Below are 20,242 nucleotides of genomic sequence, written 5' to 3' on the forward strand. Positions count from 1 at the left end.
TATCGTGGGCGGGCGGTGGTCCTCGAAGGGGAGAACGGCGAGGGAGAGATGTCGAGCGAAGCGCTCAGGACTTCTCGTCGATACGGTCGGCGACTTCGTAGCCGGCGACGATGCCGCCGTTGAGCGAGCGCTCGGGGTACTGCGCCTTCGAGGCCATGCCCGCGTAGTAGACGCCCTCGGCGACGTCGTCGGCGAGGTCGTAGGGGACGACGAGGTCGAGATAGCCGCGTTCGTACACCGGGCCGGCGCGGGGGTTGCGAGAGACCTTGAAGTCGGTGACCGAACTGCGGTCGAAGTCGGGGAACATCGACTCGATTTCTCCGAACCACACGTCTTCGACTTCGTCGTCGCTCATCTGCCAGAGGTCTTCTTCGGGACCTTGGACGTAGCTGGCGACGTAGAGGAGGTGGTCGCCGCCGTAGCGTTCTTTGGGGATGAAATTCGTGTGCTCGATGAGCGAGCCGAAGGGGGCGTCGTGGGCGATGTTGAGCCAGTAGGTGTCCATCAGCGACTCGGACATGGTGGCGAGTCCGCAGACTGCGCCCTGAAAGTCGATGTCGCACTGGAAGCCGGTGAGGTCTTCGAGGACGTTCGGCATCGCCGCGACGACGACCGAATCGACTTCGTGCGTCTCGATTCCGTTTTCCGTCTCGACGGTGAGTGTGTCCACCGAATCGTCGTTCGTCGTGAGTTCCGTGACGCGCGCACCGGTCTCGATGTTCTCGCGGCCGACGGCCTCGACGAGGGCGTCGATGAAGGGCGCAAATCCGCCGTCGAAGTAGCCCAGAATCTCGCCGCGAAGCAGGTCGCGTTCGCCCCGGAACCTGACGCGTCCGAGGAACCACGCCGCCGACACGTCGTGTTTGCGCTCGCCAAACTTCCCGTCGAGGAGCGGGTCCACGAAGTTGTCGTAGACGCCCTGCGTCGTGTGTTCGACCACGAAGTCTTTGATGGGGACGTGCTCGTACGCTTCGAGGTCGTTGTAGGCGTCGAAGTCGGGGATGCCGCCGCGAACGTCGATGCCGAGCGTGAGCATCCCGAGTCGGAACTTGTCGTAGAAGCTCATGTGAGGGTAGGCGGCGATTTGCCACGCCGTATCGAGCGGGTGGACGACGCCATCGACGTAGTAGGCGTTCTTGCCGATACGCCACTCCAAGTCGTCGCCGAGACCGAGTTCCTCCGCGAGTTCGACGATTGTCTCTTCGGACTTCGAGAGGTGGTGGTAGTACCGCTCGATGTCGTCGCCCTTCGTCTGGTACGTCGCCGCGAGTCCGCCCAGCGACTCCGCGGCTTCGAAGATACGAACGTCGTGACCCCGGTTTTGGAGTCGGTGCGCCGCGGCGAGACCTGCGATGCCGCCGCCGACGATGCCTATCATGCCTCGGAGTTATCGGTGTGGTGGAAAGTCCTTTCTGGTTGTCCCTGCCAGGAGGGTGAAGCTTAACCCCTCGTATCCGAGAGCGAGTAACAGCAATGTACAGCGCGGCAGACTGGCAGGTGACACCGTACACCCTTCCGCTGGGGGTCGGTGCGGCGCTCTTCGTCGTTCTCGGCGTCCACCTGCTGCGTCGCAACGACGCGAATCGTGCGCTTCCCGGTGCGACGCAGGGAGCGTTACTGCTTCTCGCGTCGGGATTCTGGATGGGGGTCTACGCGCTCGAACTCTCTCGAACCGACTTCGCCACGGTGGTGTTGCTCAATCAGGTTCAGTATCTCGGCATCGCACCGGTGCCGTTGCTCTGGTTCGCGTACATCCTCCGCCACACCGGGATAGAAGACGTCCCGAAACCCGTCTGGGCGGCGCTGTCGGGCGTCCCACTGGTGACCGTCGCGCTCGTCTTCACGAACAGCGTGCACAACCTCATCTGGGACGGCCTCGCCCTGTCGAACGAACTCGGCTACGTCGTACTCGTCAACGACCACAACATCGGCTTTCTCGCGTTCATCATCTACGCCTACACACTCATCGTCATCGGGGTCGGCCTGTTGCTCCGAACCCTCCTCGTCGCGGACGAACTCTTTCAGAAGCAGACCGTCGGTCTCCTCGTCGGCGGACTCGTCCCCGCCGTGGCGGGTCTCGTCTACATCTCGGACTACAACCCCACGCCCGGCTTGAACCTGCCAGCACTCGCCTTCAGCCTCGCTGCGGGGGCCGTCGCCTGGAGCGTCTATCGACACCGTCTGTTCACCCTCGTCCCCATCGCGTGGGAACTCGCCGCCGAGTCGATGAAAGGCGGTGCAATCGTCATCGACGACCGAGACAGGGTTCTCGACGCGAACCCGACGGGCGAGCGGTATCTCAGCGCCGACCTGGCGGCGTGTTACGGACGACCTATCGACGAACTCGTCGCGTCGTCGATTGCGACGGCGCTGACCACCGAGAGTTCGGTCGAGACGACGGTCGAAATCGACGGACGCGAGCACGACGTGCTCGTGAGTTCGACGCCACTCAGCGGCGGCCCGACGGCCGGGCGACTGGTCGTCATCCGCGATATCACCGAACAAAAGAGCAGAGAGCGCCGTCTCGAACGCCAGAACGACCGTCTCGAAGAGTTCGCCTCGGTCGTCTCACACGACCTTCGAAACCCGCTGACGGTCGCCTCGGGCTACCTCGAACTGGCGAGAGAGACCGGCGACGACGAGTACTTCGACCGGGTCGAGGACTCCCACGACCGGATGGAGGAGATTATCGAAGACTTACTGACCCTCGCTCGGCAGGGTGAGACGCTCTCTGACCTCTCGCCGGTCGGCGTACAGACGATTGCCCGCGAGGCGTGGGACAGCGTCGCGGCCCAGCAGGCGACACTGGACGTGAACGTCGAACAGACCATCGACGCCGACCGCGGGCGCTTCAGACAACTGTTCGAGAACCTGTTTCGGAACTCGATAGAACACGGGTCTCCCACCGGCGACGTTCACATTCGGGTCGGCGCGCTGGAAAACGGCTTCTTCGTCGAAGACGACGGGCCGGGCATTCCCGAGTCCGAGCGCGAACGGGTCTTCGAGCGAGGCTACACCACCCACGAAGACGGGACCGGCTTCGGACTGCCGATTATCCGCTCGATTGCGGACGCTCACGGGTGGGACGTCGAGTTGACGACTGGCGACGAGGGCGGGGCGCGGTTCGAGTTCACCGGCGTCGAGTTCTCGACGGCCGACGTGGACGCGACGACGAACGATTAGGCGGACGCGGACGGTTGCGACGTTCGCCAGCTTTTTATCTGCGATACGGGAAGTCGGGGCATGGTTACGGTCCGCGCACCTGCGACGAGCGCAAATCTCGGGAGTGGTTTCGACGTGTTCGGCGTCGCTCTCGACCGCCCGGCAGACGTCGTTCACGTCGAGAAGGCGGACCGGACAACGATCGAAGTGACGGGCGTCGGGAGTCAGTACATCCCGACCGACCCGAACCGAAACGTCGTCGGGGCCGTCGCCGAGGAACTCGACGCGCCCGCTCACATCCGCATCGACAAGGGCGTTCGGCCGTCCTCCGGACTCGGTTCTTCGGCGGCGAGTTCCGCCGCCGCCGCGCTCGCGCTCAACGAGTTGTACGACCGCGGATTGTCCCGTGAGGAACTCGTGCCCGTCGCCGCCGAGGGCGAGGCAGTCGTCTCCGGCGAGGCGCACGCGGACAACGTCGCGCCCGCGCTGCTCGGTGGCTTCACCGTCGCATCCGCAGCAGGTGTGACGACGGTCGATACCGACATCCCGCTGGTCGCCTGTCTCCCCGAAATCGCGGTTTCGACCCGCGATGCGCGGCGCGTCGTTCCAAATCGCGCCGATATCGAAGACCTCGTGCACACGGTGGGCCACGCCGCGACGCTGACCGTCGGGATGTGTCGCCGCGACCCGGAACTCGTCGGCGCGGGCATGGACGACCGAATCGTCACGCCCGCCCGAGCGGAACTCATCAACGGCTACGAACTCGTTCGTGAGGCCGCCCTCGACGCGGGAGCGACGGGCGTCACCGTCTCGGGGGCAGGCCCGTCCGTCCTCGCCGCCTGCCGACCCGAGCACCGGACCCGCGTTGCGGCGGCGATGGTCGCCGCCTTCGACGAGACCAACGTGGACGCCCGCGCCTACAAGACGCGAGTCGGGAACGGAGCAGAAATTTTCGAATTCTGACTCGTACATAGACAAACACACGCACAGCCTATTTTGCCGATTTCGCTCGTTTCAGACTTCGTAACAGAATAACATGGTTCGTGCTAGCACGATTCCGAGAAGGCTTTTATCATCTTCACATAATATCTACGAACATGGAACGAGCACTCGTCGTCGTGACACCAGATGAGCGGTCCAAGCGAATCCTCCGGGAAGCGGGCGCATTCGCCGCCGGCAGCGGGGCGGAACTCGTCGTCCTGACCATCCTCCCCGAGAAAGAGTTCGAGCAGACGCGTTCGGCGCTCGCCGCCGTCAACTCCTCGGACGTCGTCTACGGTATCGACCAAGCGGTCGATTCGGCCTCGCGCAAGGCGAAGCGACTCGCCCGCGACGCGCTCGACGGCATCGACGTGGAGTACCGCGTCATCGCCGACATCGGCCCGGAAGAAGACACCATCCTCGAAACCGCGCGCTGGGAAGCCTGCGACCACCTGTTCATCTCGGGTCGCCGCCGCTCGCCCGCCGGGAAACTCATCTCCCGCGACGTGACCCAGAAGGTCATGCTCAACTTCGACGGGCCAGTGACCGTCCTGCTCGCCGACGAAGACGAAGCGACCTCGAAGAACGCGGCCAGTCTCTCGGCCTGAGCGCGAGACGGCGAGGCGAGGAGCGACACACCTTCCTTTTGTTTTCTCACCCGCCGAGCGCGTCGCTCGCCGTGTGGAAAACTGAAACGAGAGTGAGAAAGACTCGCGTTAGACGCCGCGGCCTTGGAGTTTCTTCTCTTCGGGCATATCGACGTTCGCCTCGCCTTTCATGCCTTTGCCGATTCCCGACGAAATCTCGGCGAGTTTCGCGGGGTCGTCCCAGTTGTTGACGGCCTCGACGACTGCCTCGCCCATCACTTCGGGGTTCTCGGCACCGAAGATACCCGAGCCGACGAAGATGCCGTCGCACTCGTGGTACATCATGAGCGCGGCGTCGGCGGGCGTGGCGATACCGCCCGCGGCGAAGTTGACGACCGGAAGCCGACCCATCTCTGCGGTCTCGTGGACGAGGTCGATCGGGGCTTCGTGCTCGCGTGCCCACTTCTCGCGCTCGTCGTGCTGGAGACCCGTCAGGGTACGAATCTGGTGCTTGATGGTGCGCTGGTGGGTGACCGCCTGGTTCACGTCGCCCGTGCCAGCCTCGCCTTTCGTGCGAATCATCGCGGCACCCTCGTGGATGCGACGGAGCGCTTCGGGGAGGTTGCGAGCACCGCAGACGAACGGGGCGGTGAACTCGCGCTTGTCGATGTGGTAGTCGTTGTCGGCGGGGGTGAGGACTTCGCTCTCGTCTACCATGTCCACGCCAATGGATTCGAGAATCTGCGCTTCGGTGTAGTGGCCGATGCGCGCCTTGCCCATCACCGGGATGGAGACGGCGTCGATGATTTCCGTGACCGTCTCGGGGTCGGCCATCCGAGAGACGCCGCCGCGCTTGCGGATGTCGGCGGGGACGGCTTCGAGGGCCATCACCGCGACTGCCCCCGCTTCCTCGGCAATCTTCGCTTGTTCGGCGTTGACGACGTCCATGATGACGCCGCCCTTCTGCATCTGCGCGAATCCGCGCTTGACGAGTTCAGTCCCGCGGCGGAGTTCGTTGAGGTCGGTCTCCTCAGGCATATCCGGTGGTTGGACTGGCCGTACTTAAGCGGTTACTTCCGCCCGTGAATACATGTCACAGTGGTGTTCGGAAGACCGGCACGGCTTTCCGGTCACCCTCCATGGCGACAGTATGGACGTGGCGACGCAACTTCGCCGATACATCGACGACCCAAGCCGCCTGTTCGGAGACGAGAACTTACCGCCACACACGAACCTCCCGTGGTGGCTCGCACCCCTTCCGCGATGGCTGGAGAACTTCGGTCTCAACATCGCGTGGCTCGTCGTCGTCGTCAACCTCGTCGGCACCGCCTTCGGCTTCTGGTACTACGGCATCCACCCGTTTTCCGACCCAGTTATCCAACTCCAGTTCGCCCAAGAGCCGCTCGTGATGTGGCCGTTCGTCCCCGATAGCCCCGTCGCAACGCTGTTTATCGCCCTCTCGCTCGCCCTGTGGAAACTCGGTCGCTCGAACGAATACGTAAACGCGCTCGCCTTCTTCGGGTGCTGGAAACTCGGCCTCTGGACGCCTTTCGTCCTCGCTGCGTTCGCCGACTCCTTCCTCGCGTACACGTGGTTCCCGATGTACCTCTTCTTGTTCTTCAGCCACCTCGCCATGGTGGTCGAAGCGTTCCTCATCCAGCGCTACTCGGAGTTCCCGATTGGCGCTGTGGCCGTCGCCGTCGGCTGGTACGCGTTCAACGACCTCGTCGATTACTTCTACCCAATCGTCGGCGACCCGCACCACACGGCGCTCCCCCTCGCAGATTCCGCGATGGCCTACGGAACGACCGTGCTCCAAGTCGCCGCCGCGGGTGCCGTGTTCCTGACGCTCCTCGCCACCTTCGTCGCGCTGGCGACACGAATCAAAAAGCTCGAACTCGGGACGCTCTGAGTCGCCCCGTTCTGATTCGACACGCTCTGCGCTGACCTCACACTTCTCCGCACTGACCCACGCTTTTCTGCGTCGCGCACCAACCACTGCTCGATGACCCTGTTCGACCACGTCGCCGACCTCTCGCTCTCTATCGACGCCGTCTCGCGCGAGCAGTTCGAACGCGACACCTCAAGCGACTTCCTCCGCAAGACGACGGTGTTCTCGTTTACCGGCGAGGGGGAAACCGGCCGCGGCGAGGACGTGACCTACGACACGGAAGACCACGACGCCCTCGCGGAGACGTCCGACGACGTGTTCGGCCTCGCGGGCGACTACGACTCGTTCGCCGACTTCTCGGCCGCCCTCGACGAGGTGGACCTCTTTCCGACGAAAGAACCCGAGCGAGAATCATCTGAGCATTACCGTCGCTGGGCGCTCGAATCGGCGGGTCTCGACCTCGCACTCCGGCAGCAGGATACCGACCTCGCGTCTGCTGTCGGCCGCGAGCGGAGTCCTGTCCGGTTCGTCGTGAGCACCCGCCTCGGCGACGACCCGAGCGCAGACCGCATCGAGATGCTCCTCGACCGCGATTCGGACACGGAGTTCAAACTCGACCCCATCTCGGCGTGGGACGACGACCTCGTGGCGACGCTCTCGGACCTCGACTGCGTCCGCATCCTCGACCTCAAGGGTAGATACGAAGGAACCACCGTGGACCAAGAACCCGATGCCGACCTCTACGAGCGCGTGCTGTCTGGCTTCCCCGACGCAGTCGTCGAAGACCCGGCCTTTACCGACGAGACCCGCCCGCTGTTCGACGGCGAGGAGGGGAGAGTCTCGTGGGACGCACCGATTACGGGCGTCGAATCGGTCGAGAGCCTGCCGTTCGAACCCTCGTGGCTCAACATCAAACCCTCGCGCTTCGGGACGGTCGAATCGCTGTTCGAGACTATCGAATACGCCGAGGAGAGAGGGATGAGCCTCTACGGCGGCGGACAGTTCGAACTCGACGTGGGCCGCGGCCACATCCAACTGCTCGCATCGGTGTTCTACCCCGACGGTCCGAACGACGTCGCGCCCGGCGGTTACAACCTCCCCGAACCGCCGGCAGGTCTCGAAACCAGTCCGCTCGAACCCGGTAGTGAACCGTCAGGGCTGGATTTCTAATACTCGGTCGCGTTCTCCTCGTTCTCCTCGCTACTCGTTGTCAGCGTGCGAGCGCACCCACAACTCGCCGATGCGAGACAGACGAGTTTGGTAGGACTTCCCGACTTCTTTCTGCTCGATGTAGCCTTTCCCACCGGGGCCGAGACGGTCCACGTTGTAGATGACCTTCGACCGGAAGGAGTCGGTGTACTCCTCGTTCATCTCGCGGGCCAGCGCCTCGGCGAGTTCCGAGACGGACCCGAACTCTCCGTGTTCGCCGAGTTTGAACAGGATGACCTCCTCGAACGGTTTGACGTTCGAGAAGGAGGCAACTGGAAGTTCGACGATGTGTCGGTCGCCGATTTTCTTCGCGCCGATGGTCGTCCCGCGCTCGTCGAACTCCGAGAGCAAGTCGTCGGCGGTGTCGAGGTGTTTGCGAATCTCGTCCTCGTCGATTTCGCCCGATTCGAGGATTGATTCGAGGAGGTTTCCCGTCCCGCGGAGTTCCTCGGCCAACTCGGTTTCGAGGTACTTCTCGGGTGCCGTGTAGTAGGTGTGAATCCGGTCTCTGTCGGCTTGTCGCTCCACCATAATCGAGTGCGCCGCGGTGGCGAAGGCGAAGGAGACGGGCCGGGGCATCGCACTCACGTTCACCCAGACTTCGCCGGGTTTCTCCTCTTCTCCCCGGCGCTCGTCGTCCGCGTCGAGTTCGTCGTTGATGAGGTCGTAGGCCTCCTCGAAGGCGGCGTCGTAGTCGTACACGTCCGAGACGATGACGCGCTCGGTCTCCGCGCCGAGGAGGTTCTGAAAGTCTTTTTCGAGTTTCTTCGAGAGGTTTCGAGAGTACTCGACGTTCGCCTCGCTCCCGACGGCCCCTTCGAGTAAGATGACGCGGTCAACGTCCAACTGGTCGCGGATGAGCGGCGCGATGAGTCGGTCGTAGTCGAACCCGACGGGAACGATGTGCGTCTGCATACGTGGGACGTAGAGGTGGCATTTATTAAAGAGCCAGTCTCACGGCCACTGTTCTGTTCGCTGTCGATGGTCGCCACGCGTTTCCGGTTTCTCGACCTCGCATTCGACTCCTCGGCAATTGATGTTGCTCTCTTCCGTTCGTCGATAGTGGAGCACACGCCTGTGGGCCGACCCGGTCGATTGATTCGTGAACCGCATACGATGTGGATAAAATTACTCAAAGTCGGGAGGAAAATCACCTTATTCTACCTAATTCGAGAAATTGTTAATACCGCTCTCACTGTCTCTACGCTCATGGCTGGCGAACGAAAGGTGAACGAGGGGATATCATCCGACGTGTCCACATCACCCGATACGAAGCTCCCTCCCCCACCGGAGATACTCGCAATCGAACCGGTGTACGAGGCGCTGGGTCACTCCCGACGGCGGTACTTGTGCTACACGCTTCTCGAAAATACAGAGTGGTCGATGACCGACTTGGCGACGAAAATCACCGCGTGGGAGTGGGGAATTCCCGAACACGAAGTCACAGCAGACCAGCGCGAAAAGGTGTACGTCTCGCTGTATCACGCCCACGTCCCGAAACTGGTCGATGTAGGCGTAATCACGTTCGATGAGACGACCGAGACGATTTCGACGGCCGAACACGCCGAACAAGTGTTGACCGTCCTCGAAGGAATTGGTGCCAGCAAGGACGCCAATCAAGAAGTGCACGCACGGAGTGAGATGGATGAGTAAGGATACCGACGACAGAGCAACGAGCGACGACAGCACGGGGTTTGGCATCGGCACGAACTGGTCGCTGGTAACTCAGCGCCAATACGAGCCCGAGGATGGGGGCGAACTCACGGCCGCAATCGTCTACGCAATCGCAGAGGCCAAAGGCGTGGCTCCGATGGAGTTGAAGTCGCCACCGCTGTACGACTCTGTGGACGTGCCAGCCATCGAAGCCGCCTTCTTCGGGCCAGACGTGACCAATGGCTCTCGACAGGGTGTTGGGAACGTCGAGTTCCAGTACACCGACTACCTCGTGAAAGTCCGGAGCGATGGTTGGATACAGGTTTACGAGGCGACCAACGCAGACCTGCCGTAGAAGCAACCACAGGTCGTCACTCGCCTCGAACGTTTTCACTTACCTCGAACGTTCCCACACGCCACTACTCCAGTTTCGAGATATCGAAGTGGACGCCGCCGCGGAGGTAGTCGATACCCAAGAACAGCATCACCGGGACGAGCGTGACCAGCATGAAGCCACCGAGGAACAGCTCCTGTCGGTCGCCGCCGAGCATCGGAAGCGTGTTTGCGAGCATCCCAACGCCGAAAAAGACGTAGCCGAGTCCCGCAAACACGTTCCAGCGAACCCTTCTCGAACCGACAGTCACCGATTCTCGAACTCCGGCGACGACGAACAGGAGTCCAGCGAGGGCGAACGACGCTAACCAAACGAGTTGAGGGAGCGAAGACGAGAGTCCGAGGATTGTGGCACCGGCCACGATGAGCAGGTCAAACGCGCCGATGACGATGAGAAACCGTCGGTCCATGTGATGTGGTTCCGGGCCGGAGTTGAAGTTCTATCGACATGATTGTCGGGGATTCAGTTGGCCAGCATACTCGGTCTGCGAAATTTCGTGTTCTGCGTCTGGAGTCATCGACTCGACTCGGACTGAACCTGATCCAATCTACCGAGAGGCAGACATCTTGTTATTCGCCAGACATATTATTCTCAAGCGAATGGTAGTAGCATGGGTTATCTTCGTCATGCTGTTTGGTACATCGGAGAGAGTGGTGTAGTGACAATCGTTGGCCTCGTGTTCTTCTTTATGCTACAGTTGAGAGTCTCGTTCGACCTGTGGCCCCTCATTTTGATAGTGGTCGCAATCACCAACATTTTCATCTTGTTCCGCCGGTTCAGCCTGCTGTTAGACGACTACGTCGAGCGGAACTCGTACAGATTTTCTAAATGAGTAGAGTACCTGCTCTACGGGGGAAGTTCGACGTGTTGAGCCGTTTACGACGAATCGTTAGAGTCGCGGCTCTGCTGAGGGTAGATTGGGGTTATGAAAAATGGGAAGAGCTGAGGTACGTTTTCACGGTAGTTCGCAGGTCGTCCCAATCGCCAGTTCTTCCCGTTCGAAATACGCGGCGAGACACCCGTAGTTGCAGAACTGCCCCGTTTGATTGTCGCGCTGGTTCGCGCCCTCATTCACGAAAACCGGGTCGTGGCGCTCGATGTCGCATCCGCAGTAGGTGCACTCGTGTTTCATGGTCAGAGATTGGAAGTGGAGACGCGAAATTCTTGTGCCCAGCCCGCGGCTGGGTAGGTTGAGAAAATCATACAAACGGTGTGTCACCGGCAACCGAGTTCGACGGGAACGATGTGCGTCTGCATATGTTTATGAGGTCAGCATAAACTCGGCCAAGCTTTTCACTCTCTTTTTTTGAATTCTTTCGCTTTACTATGTAGAAACAAAACATCTGGTTAATTTGTCATCGGCGAATGGATTAATATCGTTGAATTATCATACAAGGTATGCCACGTCCATTCCGACTGTTTACTGTCTATGACTTCTTCAGCGTTTTCTTACCGGGGCTTGCTACTGTTCTGGGGTTATTTATGATATTGCCAGAAGAGATCGATATTAACTTCTTCGTAGCGTTAATACCAATATTAGTGCTATCGTTCGTGTTCGGTCAAGCACTTCATTCGCTTTCTGCACTTTCTGAATCACTCTTAAATTCTACTCCGTTAGTGACAAGCCATCGAACCCAATTTTCGAACTACATTCTAGAAAACGGTAATGAACATGTTGTTACTAAATTTAAAGAATGTTGTGCAGCGACATTTCGTGACGATAGTTTGCTCCTCGAAGAAGGTGATGTGCCTGATGCTAGCGAATGGAAAAGTCTCTATCCGTTCGTTCAAAGTCGGATATATACAAATGGGAAAGGTCGCTCTCGGACCTTTCAAGCGATTTTTGCTTTCTCTCGGAGTATGTCTGTCTTCTTATTTGGCCTACCCATTCTCTATTTAATTCACTACAATCTCAGTTATCTTGGCTTGATAATCAGTAGGCCCCCGAAGTACCTATTATTCTTCCCGAATTTTCAAGAATTCATTGAAGCCGTTTGGCCTCTTTCATGGATGGGAATGGCGATTTTTATTTATTCATCCCATACATATAAAAAACACTTTTCGCAATATTTAGTCTCAGATTTTGTTTCGATAGAGTTGGATGACTAATTGATATATCGTTTTATGATTAATTTGAATCAAGATTTCGCTGGCTCAAATTTGCGCCCTCTCCATCTACGATTGACAGCAATGAGACTATCAGCAGTCTCCGAAAACATCTGCCAAAACTACAACCTCCGCAAACTCCCCATTCAAATGCGCCAACGCCGTCCGGTGCATCTCATCCGCCGTAAACGACTCTCCTTCAACACCCTCTCTTTCAAAAGTCGCCGTCGCGTCCGCGACCAAATAAACGTCAAAACCCAGATTCTCGGCCATCCGCGTCGTCGTCGAGACACAGTGGTCGGTGGTCAACCCACACACCACCAAGGTCGAATAGCCATGCTCCCGAAGCCACTCCTCTAGTCCAGTCCCGATAAACCCGCTATTGACGTTCTTCGTCAGCACCAACTCGCCGTCTTCAGGCACAGCCTCGGTTTTCCACGCAAACCCGTCCTTATCGCTCCGAAGCGGCGAATCAGGCTCTTGGGAGTCGTGGCGAATGTGCACCACTGGCCGCTCATTCTCGCGCCACGTCGCCAGCAACTCGGCGACCTTCGACTCCATGTCGGGGTTGTTGCGCTCGCCGTAGACTGGACTATCAAAACCGGTCTGCATGTCGATGCAGACCAGAACCGCATCAGCAGGCAGTTCGACCATCAGTCGTCCGCCGGGGCCATGGTCATCTTCGGGTGGTCTCGGGTGATGCGAATCGGGCACTCGTCGGGGGCTTGTGACTCGTCGGCGGAGAACATGTACTGGTGCCACTCGCGGTCGCCTTCGACGCCCCAGTCGCCGAGGTCGGCGTGGGGGCAGACGCCGTCGTAGTCCTCGATACGTCGTTGGATGACCTCGCGGGCCTGCTGGCCTGCCTCGGTGTCGGCGGTGATGCCGTCGAACAATGCGCGGGGTTGGAAGGTGATTTCGAGTCCCCACGGGCAGTAGCGACTCATGCGCTGGTCGTAGAAGGGCGCGCGGGTGGTCGGGAACATTGGTTCGCCGCCGAAGGAGAACTCCCACTCCGAATTATCCGGGTCGGTGGGGATGTCCTCGGGCCACGGTTCGGGGTCGTTGACGTGGAGGAACTGGAGGACGTGCCAGAGATGTTCGTGGTACTCGGCTTCGCTCAGGTCCTCCGCTGGTGGTTTGAAGAAGGCGACGAGCGAGCATCGCTCCGAATAGTCCGGATACACGTCGATGTATTCGAGCAGCGTATCGCGGAGGGCCAGCAGGTCGTCCTTGTGGGTCATGGAGTCCACGAAGGTGTAGAGGGCGTCACCCTGTCGCTCCGATTCGATGCCGAAGTAACACGGGAAGGGCGAGCCGTCGTGCTCGCCGAGCATCGTCTCGCGGAACGTTTCGTAGTGCTGGACGGCCCACGCCGGCAACTCGCCGTCGGCGATTCGTTGCCGAAGTACGTCCTGTTCCATGAGCACTTGCAACCCCGACTCGTTCATGACCGGGGGTTGGTGTGCGTAAATTTGAGTATTCGGGTTTGTGTGCCGAACAGCACGAAAAGATGAAGTAGTTCAGTCGGCGCGGAGTTCTTCGGAGAACCGGGCCTGGTTCTCGTCGGGTGCGGCGGCGGTGAGCACCGAGACGCCGACGGTGAGGACCAGCGAGAGGAGCATGCCCCAGAGCGCGTAATCCCACGTGAGGTAGGTCGCGCCGAAGACGGCCACGCCGCCGACTTCGACGGGCGGGACGAAGACGTGCGCGAGGTAGAACGCCTGACTACCGACGATGCCGGCGAACATGCCGGAGCGAGTCGTCCGCGGCCAGTAGAGCGCGACGATGACGGGCAGGGCCATCTGCGCGAAGCCGCCGAACGCCGTGTCACCGACTTCGATGAGCGTGCCGGGACGGAACAGACTGGCGACGAAGGTGAGCGTTGCGAACAGTGCGACGCCGATGCGAGCAATCCACGCCTCGCGGGCGTCGCTCGCGTCGGGGGCGACGAACGGGCGGTAGAGGTCGCGGGTGAAGTACGACGACCCCGAGAGGAGCATCGAGTCGGACGACGACATCATCGCGGCCATCGCGCCCGCGACGACGAGCGCGGCGAACCAGACGGGCGTGTACTCGTTGAGGAGGACGGGCAGGACGTTGGCACCCTCGGGCACCGAGAGACCGAGTCCGGCGGCCCACGAGCCGAGGATGAACGCCGGGACGAAGAGAAGGACGACCAGCACGGGCCAGAGCGCGAAGGAGCGCTTGAGCACCTTCGCCGACCTGGCGACGAAGAATCGCTGATTTATCTGCGGGAACATCGCCACGCCGAAGGCGATGGTAATCGCCGAGGAGATGATGAACTGCGGGGTGTAGAGACCGCCGCCGAGCGAGACGAACTCCGGTTTGTTGGTCACGAGCGCGTTCGAGAGTGCGGCAGGGCCACCGGCGGCGGCCGCGACCCACCCGACGGCGAGCCAGACGACGCCGAGCATGAACAGCCCTTGGAGGGTGTCGGTCCACGCGACGCCGCGGAGTCCGGAGAGCACGACGTAGGCGATCATGAACACCGTGATACCGGCGGCACCGGCCCAGTAGGGGACGATGCCGTTGGTGAGACCGACGATTGCTTCCCCGGCACCCATCTGTTGGAGCATCACGTACGGGAAGAGCCAGAAGAGGCTGATTCCGGCGACGAGCGCGCGAAGGCGGGTCGAGCCGAATCGGTCGCCGAGCATCTCACCGAGCGTCACGTAGCCGTGAGCCTTCCCCACGAGCCACTGTTTGTAGCCGACGACGTACCAGAGGATGGCGAAGAGAATCCCGTCCATGACGCCCATGACGAGAATCCACTCCGGACCGGCACGGAAGGCGAGGTCCGGGCCGCCGAAGAACGTAAAGGCCGAGAGCAACGTCGCAAACGTCGTAAAGAGCAGGACGACGGTGCCGATAGAGCGACCGGCGAGGTAGTAGTCTTCGGCCTGCCTGCTCGTGAGACGATAGGCGAGCAGGCCAATGGCGAGGGCGACGACGAGGTAGACTCCGATGACGCCCAACTGGATTGCGAGTGCCGACGCCATCAGCGGGTCACCTCACCCATCCCGCGGTCCCACGCGTTGCGGGTGAACTGATAGAACACGACCGTCGCAAGCCCCATCCAGCCGATGTGCCACCAGAGCCACAGTGGAAGTCCCGCGACGACGCGACTGTCACCCCAGAGGAACCACGGAACGGCGAACGTTACGAGGACCGCGAAGGCGGCAATCCAGAGATAGTCGATACGTGTCTTCGGCATGATTGGAGACGATAATAGTTAGTCATAGGTAAGTGTTGCTCTATTAACCTACACTTGCCCTTATTGGAGAGAATTTTTCTTCAATATCGAATATCGAATCGAGAACGCCTCTGATGGGCAGTCGGAAGGGTTTCGTGACGGGCAGGTGAGGTGTGGCCATGGACTTCGCTCTCCAACTGTACTCACTGCGCGAACTCGACGAACCGACACCGGCGCTCGTTCGACGCGTCGCGGACGCCGGGTTCGACGGTGTCGAGTTCGCTGGGTTGGACGACGACGACGCAATCGGGACCGCACTCGAAGAGACTGGTCTCGTTTCCCCCGCCGCGCACGTCCCCATCGAAGACCTCGAAGCCGACCTCGACGCCGTCTGCGAGCGGTACGGCGCTCTCGGCGTCGAGACGCTCGTCGTCCCCTACCTCCCGCCGGAAGCCTTCGCCGACGCCGACGCGGTAGACGAGACGGCACACCGATTAGACGACCTGACCGCTCGCTGTGACGACCGTGGGTTCCGACTCTGCTACCACAATCACGAGCACGAATTGGCGAAAATCGACGGCGAGCGCGCGATAGACCGACTCGCAGAGAACTCGGGTATCGGGTTCGAACTCGACCTCGCGTGGATTCTCGCCGCCGGTGCGGACCCCATCTCCTACATCTCTCGATACGCCGACCGAACGCCGCTCGTTCACCTCAAAGACGTCGTCGTGGACGACACGGCCGAACGCGGTGGGAACCCGGTGAACCTCGGCGAGGGTGAACTCGATATCGACGCGTCCGTCGCCGTCGCCCGCGACGCAGGCGTCGAGTGGGTCATCGCCGAACACGACTTCCCAGACGACCCGGCCGCATTTTGCGACGCCGCGGGGAGCACGGTTGCGGACCTTCGGGAGTCCTTCTAGAACCGAGTTAGACGGGTCACGAAACCGACGAATCGTGTCCGACTCCGGGTTTCAATTCGCAGACGTTCTCGATGGATTAGTTGGTTCGATTTCTGGAGTTATCGAGCCACCGCGATAGATATTTCCCTCGTGCACGACTTATATACGAGTAGACTGTGGGCTTCGCCCACTAACATCACCATCAACTCATCATTCCCCCACACGGGGGCTTTCACCAATGGACGACACCGCAAAATATCTCATTCACGCTTCAATCTCCGCCGATGGGGTGGTCGAACGGAGTGACGTCGTCGGCGCGGTCTTCGGGCAAACCGAAGGCCTGCTCGGCGACGACCTCGACCTCCGCGACCTCCAGCAGTCCTCCAAAGTCGGACGGATAGACGTACAGATAAGTTCCGAGAACGGCCACTCGTTCGGGAATCTCACCATCGCCAGTAGCCTCGACAAGGTCAAGACGGCTATCCTCGCCGCGTCGCTCGAAACGCTCACTCGCGTCGGGCCGTGTCAGGCTGTCATCGAGGTGACGAACATCGAAGACATCCGCGAGGCGAAACGCCGGATGGTCGTCGAACGCGCGAAAGAACTGCTCTCGTCCTCGTTCGACGACACCATCATGTCCTCGACCGAGATTCTCGAAGAGGTCCAAGAGAGCGTCCGCGTCGAGGACATCACCGACTATCACGGACTCCCCGCCGGCCCGCGTGTCGCCGACTCCGACGCCATCATCGTCGTCGAAGGCCGCGCGGACGTGCTGACGCTCCTCCGGTACGGCATCAAGAACGCCGTCGCCGTCGAAGGGACGAACGTCCCGGACGAGGTGGCCGCGCTCACCCAAGAGCGCACCGTCACCACCTTCCTCGACGGCGACCGAGGCGGCGAACTCATCCTGCGGGAACTCTCGCAGGTCGGCGACGTGGACTACGTCGCGTTCGCCCCCGACGGCGAGTCGGTCGAAGACCTCGACCGCGAGGCAGTCATCAAATCGCTTCGAAACAAGGTCGCGTTCGCGGCGCTTCCCAACGAGGGCGACCTGCGCGCCGCAGTCGCAGTCGCCCAGCAGAGTCTCGACGCGCCCGGCCACCTCTCGGAACCGCCGACGCCGGACGACGACACCATGCCGTCGCCGACGGACGCGACCGAAGTGTCCAACGAGACGACTTCGGACGGCGGTGCGGTCGCAGTCGAACGCACCGCGGACGGGTCAGCCGTCGAAGCCGTCACGGTCGAACAGGAACGAAAGACGCTCGTGGACCACGTGAGCGAAGTCGTCAGCGACGAGAGCGGACTCGCACGCCTCCTCGACCACGACCTGATGCTCAGCGACGAAGTCGCCGTCGAGAAGATTTACGAGACACTCGAACACACCGACTCCGTTCCGCTCGTCGTCATCGTCGATGGCGAAGTGAGCCAGAAACTCGTCGATATCGCGGCCCAGCGCGGCGTCCAGCACGTCGTCGGTCGCTCGAAAGGCGAGTTCGTCAAGAAGCCAATCAGCGTTCGCGTCCGTACCGCCGACCAGTTACTCCCGTAGCTGGCTCTCGTTTTACTCCCGCGAACGAACCATCCGAACGCCAGGCTCGCCAGCGAACGCGTCGGTCACTCGTCCAGCGTTCTCGAAACCGAGGCTCTCGTAGCACGCCTGTGCCACGCGATTCTCGACGTGGACGAACAACGACAGTTCGGCGTCCGGTCGTCGGGCGTGGTACGCCTCGATGAGCGCCGATGCACGGCCTTCCCGGCGGTACGCCGGTTCGACGACGAGTTCGGCGAGGTGGTCGCCGATAGCGAGGAGATACCCGACTGGCGTCTCGTCGTCATCGACCGAAACGAGCACCGTCCCGACGGTCGGCCACGAATCGAGGAGTTCGGGCGACGGATGAGTGAGCAGTCGCTGGAGAGAGTCGAGTCGTGCTCGCTCGTCAGGAGTCGCGGGACGAACCGTCACAGTGGAAGCCACACGAGCATCGCGCCGAGCGCGCCCGCCAGCGTTGCGAGGAAGTTGACCGCCTGATTGCCGAGTCCAGCGCCCTCGACCGTCGCGCCGAGGAGGCTATCGACGGTCATGCCGACGACACCACCAGCGAGGACGGCGGCGGCGGCGAGTTGCGAGGGGAGTGGGAGCAACACGAGGGCGAGTCCGGCGACGATGGCCGCACCGACGATGCCGGCGAGTTCACCCTGCCACGTCACCGCGCCGTCGGTTCCCGGTTGGACGCGCTCGAACGACGTGATGAGACGAGGGTTGTCGAACAGCCCGCCGATTTCGCTCGAAAGCGTATCGCTCATCGCGGCGGCGACAGAGCCGGCGAACGCGAGGACGAACAGGTTCGCGCCGAGTTCGTGCCCGAACGTCTGTGTCGTCGCAAATCCGACGACGGCGACGAGCGAGACGGCGGAGTTGCCGAGGACGTTGCCCGTTCCCCGCGCGCCTTCGTTCTCTTCGGCGACGCCACGGGATTCCTTCTGGTCGTAGCGGAACTTCGTGGCGAGACCGCCGATACCGAAGAACGAGATGAGGACGACGAACCATCCGATGCCACCGAGGGCGGTTGCGAGCAGGCCGAGGAAGACGCCGGTCAACATGCCTGCAATCGACGCCGTGCCAATCGCGTAGGCCGCATAGCCGAGGGCGACCGTCAGCCCGATACCGAAGGCGGCTTCGAGCGTCGAGACCGGTCCGGCGAGTAGCTGGACGCCCCAGAGGACGAAGGCGATAGAGACCATCACGAGCGGGTCGTCGCGCTCGTAGAGCGTGGTTCGGAGGAGTGCCGCGAGGAGACCGCCGAGGACGGCGAGAAACGCGAAGCGAGGGAGCAACGGAGGCGTGTTGGAGATAGACGCCACCGCGACCTGTCCGAACGTCCCAGCGAGGAACGCACCGGCGACGAACCCCGCCGTGGTGAGGAAGTCGTCGGCGAATCGCTCACCGACGAGTTTCGCACCGAGATTGCCGTATGCGAGCATGAGCACGCTGGCGACGAATATCGACATCGGGAGTTTGACCCGCGGAATCGTCGCCAAGAGCGCCAGTCCGGTCGCCGCCAACGCGAACCCGGCGAGACCGTTGAGACGGCCGTCTTTGCGGTCGCCGGGTCGAGCGAATAGCTCGAACAGCGGGCCGTCGTCGATGACGAAGGCGGCGAGCAGCGCGACGGCGGCGAAGGGGGCGAACGCGGCGCTCCCGAGAGAGGGCGCTGCCAGCGCTAACGTCCCAACGCCTGCGAATCCTCCCGCTCGCCGGAGCGTCGAAGTCACATCGTCCGATTTCCCCGACGCGCACTTAACCCTCCCGACATGGGAAATCGCCGGTTGGAAGCAGGTTCTCACGCTTCGAATCGCTCGCTGATTCCCCACCCACTCGCGCGTGAGAACCCGAACAATTAGGTCCGACGACGGCGGATGAATCGCCGTGGGACTGTACGACCACTACCTCGCGCTCAGATTCCGGTTAGACGAGACGGCCGCGCCGCAACACATCGCCCTCGTCATCACCGAACGCGACCTCTTGGAGCAGGGCGCGTACGACACCCTCTCGAAGTTCATCCAGTGGGCTTTCGAGTACGGTGCCGAGCGCATCACCATCTCCGTGAGCGTCCTCGACGAGGCGGTGGTCCCGACACTCTCCCGAGAGCTTCGAAGCCTCGATGCCCCCCGAGAAATCGAGGTGCGCGAACCCGGCGACACCGAGCGCGCCACCGCCCCGATTCAGGTCAACATCGGTCTCGGCGGCAAGCGCGAGTTCGCCGAAGTCGTTCGCTCGCTCGCCGAGGAAGTAGACGCCGGCGACCTCGACCCCGAGGACATCGACGGCACCGAAGTAGAACAGCGACTCGTCTTCCCGAGCGAACCCGATTTGGTCATCAAAACGGGTGCCGAGCGCCTCTCGGATTTCATGATTTGGCAGTCCGTCTACGCCGAACTCTACTTCACCGACGTGAACTGGCGCGACTTCAGAAAGCGTGACTTCTTGCGGGCGCTGCGGGATTACAAGGACAGACAGCGGAGATTCGGGCGATAAGTGAAAACGAATCGCCCGAACGCTGTTGCGCTCGAAGAGTGCAACAGAAGTTCGGTCGGTAGGACAAATTCCGCGGCAGCTCTGCTGACGAGGTAGTTCGG

General features: G+C 61.4%; 22 protein-coding genes. 11 read left to right on the top strand and 11 right to left on the bottom strand.

The features are described from left to right. Positions 1 to 64: 64 nt before the first annotated feature. Complete coding sequence (locus tag ACFQJC_RS03160) at positions 65 to 1,378, bottom strand: NAD(P)/FAD-dependent oxidoreductase (RefSeq protein ID WP_390221797.1); 1,314 nt, start codon at positions 1,376 to 1,378, stop codon at positions 65 to 67. A gap of 95 nt (positions 1,379 to 1,473) precedes the next feature. On the opposite strand from ACFQJC_RS03160, the gene ACFQJC_RS03165 reads away from it, so the two are divergent. From ACFQJC_RS03165 to ACFQJC_RS03175, 3 genes are all read left to right on the top strand, one after another. Beyond that, positions 1,474 to 3,183, top strand: a complete 1,710-nt coding sequence (locus tag ACFQJC_RS03165) for a histidine kinase N-terminal 7TM domain-containing protein (protein WP_390221798.1) — start codon at positions 1,474 to 1,476, stop codon at positions 3,181 to 3,183. 60 nt (positions 3,184 to 3,243) lie between these two features. Next, the gene (locus ACFQJC_RS03170) at positions 3,244 to 4,125 is read left to right on the top strand and encodes a homoserine kinase (protein ID WP_390221799.1); all 882 of its coding nucleotides are present in this window, start codon (positions 3,244 to 3,246) and stop codon (positions 4,123 to 4,125) included. Positions 4,126 to 4,259: 134 nt separating this feature from the next. Continuing rightward, positions 4,260 to 4,751, top strand: a complete 492-nt coding sequence (locus tag ACFQJC_RS03175) for a universal stress protein (RefSeq protein ID WP_390221800.1) — start codon at positions 4,260 to 4,262, stop codon at positions 4,749 to 4,751. Positions 4,752 to 4,859: 108 nt separating this feature from the next. Here the strand turns inward: ACFQJC_RS03175 and pdxS are convergent, their stop codons facing one another. Then, positions 4,860 to 5,768: a pyridoxal 5'-phosphate synthase lyase subunit PdxS gene (pdxS, locus tag ACFQJC_RS03180; RefSeq protein ID WP_390221801.1), complete on the bottom strand. Its 909-nt coding sequence runs from the start codon at positions 5,766 to 5,768 to the stop codon at positions 4,860 to 4,862. Between the two features lie 112 nt (positions 5,769 to 5,880). Between pdxS and ACFQJC_RS03185 the strand changes: the two genes are divergently transcribed. Together ACFQJC_RS03185 and ACFQJC_RS03190 are read left to right on the top strand one after the other, a co-directional pair. Then, positions 5,881 to 6,642, top strand: a complete 762-nt coding sequence (locus ACFQJC_RS03185; protein ID WP_390222326.1) for a DUF1405 domain-containing protein — start codon at positions 5,881 to 5,883, stop codon at positions 6,640 to 6,642. 93 nt (positions 6,643 to 6,735) lie between these two features. Next, positions 6,736 to 7,791 carry an enolase-like domain-containing protein gene (locus ACFQJC_RS03190; protein ID WP_390221802.1) on the top strand — a complete coding sequence of 352 codons (1,056 nt, stop codon included), beginning with the start codon at positions 6,736 to 6,738 and terminating at the stop codon, positions 7,789 to 7,791. 30 nt (positions 7,792 to 7,821) lie between these two features. On the opposite strand, the gene ACFQJC_RS03195 is transcribed toward ACFQJC_RS03190, so the two are convergent. Beyond that, positions 7,822 to 8,745 (bottom strand): HFX_2341 family transcriptional regulator, encoded by a 924-nt coding sequence (locus ACFQJC_RS03195; protein ID WP_390221803.1) that lies wholly within the window; start codon positions 8,743 to 8,745, stop codon positions 7,822 to 7,824. Positions 8,746 to 9,039: 294 nt separating this feature from the next. On the opposite strand from ACFQJC_RS03195, the gene ACFQJC_RS03200 reads away from it, so the two are divergent. Both ACFQJC_RS03200 and ACFQJC_RS03205 read left to right on the top strand, forming a co-directional pair. Next, positions 9,040 to 9,483 carry a DUF7344 domain-containing protein gene (locus ACFQJC_RS03200; RefSeq protein WP_390221804.1) on the top strand — a complete coding sequence of 148 codons (444 nt, stop codon included), beginning with the start codon at positions 9,040 to 9,042 and terminating at the stop codon, positions 9,481 to 9,483. Then, complete coding sequence (locus tag ACFQJC_RS03205; protein ID WP_390221805.1) at positions 9,476 to 9,838, top strand: HalOD1 output domain-containing protein; 363 nt, start codon at positions 9,476 to 9,478, stop codon at positions 9,836 to 9,838. The genes ACFQJC_RS03200 and ACFQJC_RS03205 overlap by 8 nt, the downstream gene beginning before the upstream one ends. Positions 9,839 to 9,902: 64 nt before the next feature. On the opposite strand, the gene ACFQJC_RS03210 is transcribed toward ACFQJC_RS03205, so the two are convergent. After that, positions 9,903 to 10,286, bottom strand: a complete 384-nt coding sequence (locus ACFQJC_RS03210) for a hypothetical protein (protein WP_390221806.1) — start codon at positions 10,284 to 10,286, stop codon at positions 9,903 to 9,905. A gap of 546 nt (positions 10,287 to 10,832) precedes the next feature. Beyond that, a complete protein-coding gene (locus ACFQJC_RS03215) occupies positions 10,833 to 11,009 on the bottom strand; it encodes a hypothetical protein (RefSeq protein WP_390221807.1) in 177 nt (58 codons plus the stop codon). Between the two features lie 266 nt (positions 11,010 to 11,275). Between ACFQJC_RS03215 and ACFQJC_RS03220 the strand changes: the two genes are divergently transcribed. Beyond that, positions 11,276 to 11,986 (top strand): hypothetical protein, encoded by a 711-nt coding sequence (locus tag ACFQJC_RS03220; protein WP_390221808.1) that lies wholly within the window; start codon positions 11,276 to 11,278, stop codon positions 11,984 to 11,986. Between the two features lie 90 nt (positions 11,987 to 12,076). Here ACFQJC_RS03220 and ACFQJC_RS03225 read toward each other — a convergent pair whose 3' ends face one another. From ACFQJC_RS03225 to ACFQJC_RS03240, 4 genes are all read right to left on the bottom strand, one after another. After that, complete coding sequence (locus ACFQJC_RS03225; RefSeq protein WP_390221809.1) at positions 12,077 to 12,637, bottom strand: cysteine hydrolase family protein; 561 nt, start codon at positions 12,635 to 12,637, stop codon at positions 12,077 to 12,079. Further along, on the bottom strand, positions 12,637 to 13,434 hold the full coding sequence (locus tag ACFQJC_RS03230) for a YqcI/YcgG family protein (protein WP_390221810.1): 798 nt from the start codon (positions 13,432 to 13,434) through the stop codon (positions 12,637 to 12,639). Before ACFQJC_RS03230 ends, ACFQJC_RS03225 begins: the two co-directional genes overlap by 1 nt. Positions 13,435 to 13,506: 72 nt before the next feature. Next, the gene (locus ACFQJC_RS03235) at positions 13,507 to 15,006 is read right to left on the bottom strand and encodes a sodium:solute symporter family protein (RefSeq protein WP_390221811.1); all 1,500 of its coding nucleotides are present in this window, start codon (positions 15,004 to 15,006) and stop codon (positions 13,507 to 13,509) included. Further along, positions 15,006 to 15,221, bottom strand: coding sequence for a DUF3311 domain-containing protein (locus tag ACFQJC_RS03240; RefSeq protein WP_390221812.1), 216 nt, complete (start codon positions 15,219 to 15,221; stop codon positions 15,006 to 15,008). The genes ACFQJC_RS03235 and ACFQJC_RS03240 overlap by 1 nt, the downstream gene beginning before the upstream one ends. Before the next feature lie 158 nt (positions 15,222 to 15,379). Between ACFQJC_RS03240 and ACFQJC_RS03245 the strand changes: the two genes are divergently transcribed. Next, positions 15,380 to 16,123: a sugar phosphate isomerase/epimerase family protein gene (locus ACFQJC_RS03245; RefSeq protein WP_390221813.1), complete on the top strand. Its 744-nt coding sequence runs from the start codon at positions 15,380 to 15,382 to the stop codon at positions 16,121 to 16,123. Between the two features lie 217 nt (positions 16,124 to 16,340). Further along, on the top strand, positions 16,341 to 17,654 hold the full coding sequence (gene dnaG / locus ACFQJC_RS03250) for a DNA primase DnaG (RefSeq protein WP_390221814.1): 1,314 nt from the start codon (positions 16,341 to 16,343) through the stop codon (positions 17,652 to 17,654). A 12-nt stretch (positions 17,655 to 17,666) separates the two neighbouring features. On the opposite strand, the gene ACFQJC_RS03255 is transcribed toward dnaG, so the two are convergent. Next, entirely contained in the window at positions 17,667 to 18,080 is a 414-nt protein-coding gene (locus ACFQJC_RS03255; protein WP_390221815.1) for a GNAT family N-acetyltransferase, read from the bottom strand. Then, positions 18,065 to 19,378: a DUF92 domain-containing protein gene (locus ACFQJC_RS03260; protein ID WP_390221816.1), complete on the bottom strand. Its 1,314-nt coding sequence runs from the start codon at positions 19,376 to 19,378 to the stop codon at positions 18,065 to 18,067. Before ACFQJC_RS03260 ends, ACFQJC_RS03255 begins: the two co-directional genes overlap by 16 nt. A gap of 154 nt (positions 19,379 to 19,532) precedes the next feature. On the opposite strand from ACFQJC_RS03260, the gene ACFQJC_RS03265 reads away from it, so the two are divergent. Beyond that, positions 19,533 to 20,141 (top strand): undecaprenyl diphosphate synthase family protein, encoded by a 609-nt coding sequence (locus tag ACFQJC_RS03265; RefSeq protein ID WP_390221817.1) that lies wholly within the window; start codon positions 19,533 to 19,535, stop codon positions 20,139 to 20,141. The last annotated feature ends 101 nt before the right edge of the window (positions 20,142 to 20,242 follow it).

The sequence above is a fragment of the Haloferax namakaokahaiae genome (genome assembly GCF_042663225.1).
Lineage (GTDB): Archaea > Halobacteriota > Halobacteria > Halobacteriales > Haloferacaceae > Haloferax > Haloferax namakaokahaiae.

Coding starts and splice junctions, on each gene's coding strand:
- pdxS (WP_390221801.1), bottom strand. CDS start 5,768: ATGCCTGAGGAGACCGACCTCAACGAACTCCGCCGCGGGACTGAACTC.
- ACFQJC_RS03165 (WP_390221798.1), top strand. CDS start 1,474: ATGTACAGCGCGGCAGACTGGCAGGTGACACCGTACACCCTTCCGCTG.
- ACFQJC_RS03245 (WP_390221813.1), top strand. CDS start 15,380: ATGGACTTCGCTCTCCAACTGTACTCACTGCGCGAACTCGACGAACCG.
- ACFQJC_RS03205 (WP_390221805.1), top strand. CDS start 9,476: ATGAGTAAGGATACCGACGACAGAGCAACGAGCGACGACAGCACGGGG.
- ACFQJC_RS03160 (WP_390221797.1), bottom strand. CDS start 1,378: ATGATAGGCATCGTCGGCGGCGGCATCGCAGGTCTCGCCGCGGCGCAC.
- ACFQJC_RS03195 (WP_390221803.1), bottom strand. CDS start 8,745: ATGCAGACGCACATCGTTCCCGTCGGGTTCGACTACGACCGACTCATC.
- ACFQJC_RS03210 (WP_390221806.1), bottom strand. CDS start 10,286: ATGGACCGACGGTTTCTCATCGTCATCGGCGCGTTTGACCTGCTCATC.
- ACFQJC_RS03200 (WP_390221804.1), top strand. CDS start 9,040: ATGGCTGGCGAACGAAAGGTGAACGAGGGGATATCATCCGACGTGTCC.
- ACFQJC_RS03225 (WP_390221809.1), bottom strand. CDS start 12,637: ATGGTCGAACTGCCTGCTGATGCGGTTCTGGTCTGCATCGACATGCAG.
- ACFQJC_RS03230 (WP_390221810.1), bottom strand. CDS start 13,434: ATGAACGAGTCGGGGTTGCAAGTGCTCATGGAACAGGACGTACTTCGG.
- ACFQJC_RS03175 (WP_390221800.1), top strand. CDS start 4,260: ATGGAACGAGCACTCGTCGTCGTGACACCAGATGAGCGGTCCAAGCGA.
- ACFQJC_RS03235 (WP_390221811.1), bottom strand. CDS start 15,006: ATGGCGTCGGCACTCGCAATCCAGTTGGGCGTCATCGGAGTCTACCTC.
- dnaG (WP_390221814.1), top strand. CDS start 16,341: ATGGACGACACCGCAAAATATCTCATTCACGCTTCAATCTCCGCCGAT.
- ACFQJC_RS03240 (WP_390221812.1), bottom strand. CDS start 15,221: ATGCCGAAGACACGTATCGACTATCTCTGGATTGCCGCCTTCGCGGTC.
- ACFQJC_RS03215 (WP_390221807.1), bottom strand. CDS start 11,009: ATGAAACACGAGTGCACCTACTGCGGATGCGACATCGAGCGCCACGAC.
- ACFQJC_RS03220 (WP_390221808.1), top strand. CDS start 11,276: ATGCCACGTCCATTCCGACTGTTTACTGTCTATGACTTCTTCAGCGTT.
- ACFQJC_RS03190 (WP_390221802.1), top strand. CDS start 6,736: ATGACCCTGTTCGACCACGTCGCCGACCTCTCGCTCTCTATCGACGCC.
- ACFQJC_RS03170 (WP_390221799.1), top strand. CDS start 3,244: ATGGTTACGGTCCGCGCACCTGCGACGAGCGCAAATCTCGGGAGTGGT.
- ACFQJC_RS03185 (WP_390222326.1), top strand. CDS start 5,881: ATGGACGTGGCGACGCAACTTCGCCGATACATCGACGACCCAAGCCGC.